Annotated in this window: 5 protein-coding genes and 1 pseudogene; 4 read left to right on the top strand and 2 right to left on the bottom strand. The window is 62.0% G+C overall.

From position 1 onward, the window contains the following. Both uxaC and EN935_RS24740 read left to right on the top strand, forming a co-directional pair. Nucleotides 1–1,225, top strand: a 1,225-nt coding sequence (gene uxaC / locus EN935_RS24745; protein ID WP_127373701.1) for a glucuronate isomerase, incomplete at its 5' end; no start/stop codon positions are given. A gap of 52 nt (nt 1,226–1,277) precedes the next feature. After that, nucleotides 1,278–1,613, top strand: a complete 336-nt coding sequence (locus EN935_RS24740; RefSeq protein WP_109665404.1) for a cupin domain-containing protein — start codon at nt 1,278–1,280, stop codon at nt 1,611–1,613. A gap of 205 nt (nt 1,614–1,818) precedes the next feature. Here EN935_RS24740 and EN935_RS24735 read toward each other — a convergent pair whose 3' ends face one another. Continuing rightward, entirely contained in the window at nt 1,819–2,271 is a 453-nt protein-coding gene (locus tag EN935_RS24735) for a cupin domain-containing protein (RefSeq protein WP_127373700.1), read from the bottom strand. A gap of 144 nt (nt 2,272–2,415) precedes the next feature. On the opposite strand from EN935_RS24735, the gene EN935_RS24730 reads away from it, so the two are divergent. Together EN935_RS24730 and EN935_RS24725 are read left to right on the top strand one after the other, a co-directional pair. Next, entirely contained in the window at nt 2,416–3,462 is a 1,047-nt protein-coding gene (locus tag EN935_RS24730; RefSeq protein ID WP_127264999.1) for an AraC family transcriptional regulator, read from the top strand. Continuing rightward, nucleotides 3,462–3,620, top strand: a pseudogene (locus EN935_RS24725) (cupin); the annotation flags it as partial. The gene EN935_RS24730 and the pseudogene EN935_RS24725, both read left to right, overlap by 1 nt. A 181-nt stretch (nt 3,621–3,801) precedes the next feature. Here EN935_RS24725 and EN935_RS24720 read toward each other — a convergent pair. Then, a partial coding sequence (locus EN935_RS24720; protein ID WP_127373699.1) for an aldehyde dehydrogenase family protein occupies nt 3,802–4,208 on the bottom strand: 407 nt, incomplete at its 5' end.

Here is a 4,208-nt window from a genome sequence, read left to right as displayed (position 1 = left end):
CCACTACATCTTCCGCATGCTGTTCAGCCAAGGCGTTCGGCTTGAGGATCTCGGCGTGGCGACGCTGGGCGGTGGGCCGGTCGAGACCGACGGCCGGACGATCTGGCGGCGTTTTGCCGAGTACTATTATCTGTTTCGCGGCACGCCGACCCGGCTGTGGTTCGATCATGTGCTCGCCCATCTGTTCGGCATCGACGAACCGCTGACCGCCGCAACTGCCGACCGCCACTACGACACCATTGCGACGCTGCTGCAGTGGGAGAATTTCCGTCCGCGCGCGTTGTTCGAGCGCTTCAACATCGAGGTCATCGCGACAACGGAAGGCGCGCTCGACGATCTCCAATGGCACCAGATGATCCGCGACAGCGGCTGGCAGGGCCGCGTCGTCACCGCCTACCGCCCGGACGCGGTCGTCGATCCCGACTTCGAAGGGTTCTCGACCAATCTCGACCAGCTCGGAGAGATCACCGGCTGCGATACCGGCAGTTGGGGTGGCTATCTCGATGCGCATCGCCAGCGGCGCGCCTTCTTCAAGAGTTTTGGCGCAACCTCGTCCGACCACGGCCATCCGACGGCCGAGACCGCCAATCTTTCAGGTGCCGCGGCGCAAGAGCTGTTCAATCGGGTTCGCCGTGGTTCCGACGACGAGCGTGAGCGAAAATTGTTCCGCGCCCAGATGCTGACCGAGATGGCCAAGATGAGTCTCGACGACGGGCTGGTCCTGCAAATCCATCCCGGTTCCCAGCGCAATCACTCACGCGCTGTCTTCGAGAAATTCGGCCGCGACAAGGGCTTCGATATCCCGACCCGGACCGACTATGTAATGGCGCTGAAGCCGCTGCTCGACTGCGTCGGGCTGGAGCGCGACCTTACCGTCATCCTGTTCACGCTCGACGAGACCAGTTATGCGCGCGAACTGGCGCCGCTCGCCGGCGTCTACCCGGCGCTCAAACTCGGGCCGGCCTGGTGGTTCCACGACAGCCCGGAAGGCATGCGCCGGTTCCGCGAAATGACGACGGAAACGGCCGGCTTCTACAACACGGTCGGCTTCAACGACGACACGAGAGCCTTCCCCTCGATACCGGCGCGCCACGATGTGGCGCGTCGCGTCGACTGTGCCTTCCTGGCGCGTCTCGTTGCCGAGCACCGGCTGCGCGAGGACGAGGCGCATGAGCTGGCTGGGGAACTGGCCTACACGCTGGCCAAGAAGGCCTACCGGCTCTGACGCGTGCTCGCGCAATAGACGCTGGTCACTTATCCGCGATGAGGAGATGACGATGACCGCAAGGATTTTCGCGCCGGCCGGCAAGGGCGCGTGGACGACAACGCCGGACGGCAACAGGCGGCGCGTCCTTCTGCACACCGATGAATTGATGCTGGTCGAATTCGGCTTCGACAGGGGTGGCGTCGGCGCCCTGCATTCGCACCCGCATGTCCAGGCAAGCTATGTCGCCGAGGGCCGCTTCGAGGTGACCATCGACGGCCAGACCGAAATCCTCGCGGCCGGCGGCAGTTTCATCGTGCCGTCCGGTCTGGTGCACGGCGTCAAGGCGCTCGAAGCAGGGCGGCTGGTCGACAGCTTCACGCCGCACCGGGCCGATTTCCTCGGCTGAGCGAGCGGGATCAATGCACGCCAGAAGAAGCCCGCGCTGCCTTGTTCCAGCACACCTCGCAAACGAAAAACCCCTTGTCTCCGAAGAGGCGCGGGCCTGTTGCCTAAGCCCTTTGGCGCCGCAGTACTCTGACCATCACCGCAGGATGCGCAGTGATTCGTCGGTTACATCGACGTCCTTGGGACATCTTGCGATCAGTGAATTGCTACTTTTTGGTTGGGTCGTCTGCCGGGTTGACGTAGGTAATCGCGAAAGGTCCCTCGCCGTGAACCTCGACAATCGTATCGCTTGTCGTCCACGCGAAGTGATTCATTCCAGTCGGGGCAACGCCGAAGCCGCCAGCCGTCAGTTCGATACCCTTCGCCTCGTCGAGCTTGTCGCCCATTCCGATATGAAAGTTGCCGGAAATCACTGTCACATATTCCGAAGTGGGGTGGTTGTGCGCGGGAATTTTGTAGCCCGCGGGCATCTTCAGCCGCAGCACATAGATGCCGTCCTTTGACGGATCGCCTGCAACAACCGCGATCTGGGCGCCAGCTGGAAGGACAGCAGGAGCGGGCCCCCACTTGATTTCGTCGGCGTTTATGGGCGCGTCGTGAGCAAATAGGGGCGCTGTTCCAACAAGCAGAAGTGCAAGTGCGCAGGCAAGTTTCAACATCCTGGTGTCTCCATTTGGGTCGCAGAAAGGTCGTGTTTTTTGCCAAAGCTCGAGGGTTGATAAGATCGGGCATCGGGTGATGCGGGATTAATCTGTCGAGCTGCAGCGTTCTGGAGGTGTAGACGCCAGACTTCAGGTTCAGCAATGATTGAAACATCGGATTTACATGCAGGTACGCCGGACCACGGGCCTCCCGTCGGGCCGGATCTGCTGTCGGAAATGCTGAAAGCCGTAAGGCTGACCGGCTCCGTCTTTCTGAACGCCTGCTTTAGTGCGCCGTTCGGCGTTGTAGCCCCGAAATACTACGACCCGGTCAGCCCCATGGCGTATCTGCGCCACATCAGCATTTTCCATTTCATCGTAGCGGGCAACTGTACTTTTGAGGCCGGAAATGGCGAGCGGCGGGAAGTCACTGCTGGCGATCTGTTGTTCCTGCCATTCGCCGGCCACCACAGGTTTTGGAAGGGTGAGCCGCTGGTGATGGCCGCAGCCGGAGAAATCGTTCAGCCTGGTCGGATCGAAGGGATGTGGACTGTCAATTATGGCGGCGGTGGTGACGAACTGCGCATGGTCTGCGGCTTCCTTGAGTCTTCAGAATTCCTGTTCGCGCCGGTGTTCCGCACGCTTCCGGCGCTCATCGTCGAGAAGATGTCAGAGGACAAGGTTGGCGCCCTGATCGCCTCAACCGTGCAGGAAATCGATTTGCACGTCGAGGCGGCGGCACCGGGTTCACAGGCGATGCTCGGAAGGCTCATGGAGCTTTTGTTCGTTGAACTGCTGAGGCGCCATGTCGCCCGGCTTTCACCTGGCTCAAAGGGTTGGTTCGCGGCGCTAAACGATCCGATTGTCGCAAGGACGCTGCAGCTTCTCCACGCCGATCCGGCACGCCACTGGACCGTCGGCCAGATTGCCGACAAGGTTGGCTCATCGCGCACGATCGTTGCAGGGCGGTTCAACGCGCTGCTCGGCCGCCCGCCGATCGAATACGTGACGAGTTGGAGGATCCAGCTGGCTGGGGAGCGTCTGCGTTTCGGCCACGAAAGTCTCGCAAGTATCGCTGCCGGCGTGGGATATCAATCCGAGGCTGCATTCAGTCGCGCCTTCAAACGGGTCACCGGGATCACGCCGGGAAAATGGCGAGAACGGACCGGCTCTCTTGCGGGTCTCGCCCTAGGATCTGCTTCGCCCTAGGCCGCTTCGAAGTGACCATCGCCGGCCGGACCGAAACCCTCGCGGCCGGCGGCAGTTTCATCGTGCCGTCCGGTCTGGTGCACGGCGTCAAGGCGCTCGAAGCGGGGCGGCTGATCGACAGCTTTACGCCGCACCGGGCCGATTTTCTTTCTCTTTGAATTGCTCTAGCCAAGAGTAGGAGATCGAGCAGGGAAAACCCGCGCCCCAAAAGAGACGCGGGTTGTTGCCTGGGCGCTTGTGGCGCCGCGGTACTCAAGACATGACCGCAGGATGCGAAACCTGCCGCATGATGGTGAACATAGGTTTAACGCGCCGTGATGGCTGGGTGGCTACGTCCGGTCAGGTGATGTGCCGGAGCAGGCTGAAGAGCCGCTCGAACGTCTTGCCGTAGGGCGGACGCAACATGGCGCCGGCGCTCAGCCGCGACTGCAGGAAAACCGGCTTCTCCTTGCTGAAGGTGCGAAAGCCCCATTCGCCGTGATAGGCGCCCATGCCGCTGGCGCCGACACCGCCGAAGGGCTGGTTCTCCTGCACCAGATGCAGCATGCAGTCGTTGATGGTGACGCCGCCGGCGACGGTCTCGTGCAGCATGCGTTGACGGTTGCCGCTGTCGCGTCCGAACCAGTAGAGCGCCAGCGGCCGGTCCGCCCCGTTTACATGGTCGATCGCGTCGTCGATGCCGGCATATTCGACGATCGGCAGCACCGGGCCAAAGATCTCTTCGCGCATCAGCCGCAGGTTTGCGC

It is taken from the genome of Mesorhizobium sp. M7D.F.Ca.US.004.03.1.1 (assembly GCF_003998635.1).
Taxonomy (GTDB): Bacteria; Pseudomonadota; Alphaproteobacteria; order Rhizobiales; family Rhizobiaceae; genus Mesorhizobium; species Mesorhizobium loti.
The sequence above is the reverse complement of the archived record's forward strand: the minus strand, read 5'-3'. Positions and strand labels throughout refer to the sequence as shown.

What these genes read in the sequence shown, in the direction of transcription:
- EN935_RS24735 (WP_127373700.1), bottom strand. Translation starts at nt 2,271, where the DNA reads ATGTTGAAACTTGCCTGCGCACTTGCACTTCTGCTTGTTGGAACAGCG.
- EN935_RS24740 (WP_109665404.1), top strand. Translation starts at nt 1,278, where the DNA reads ATGACCGCAAGGATTTTCGCGCCGGCCGGCAAGGGCGCGTGGACGACA.
- EN935_RS24730 (WP_127264999.1), top strand. Translation starts at nt 2,416, where the DNA reads ATGATTGAAACATCGGATTTACATGCAGGTACGCCGGACCACGGGCCT.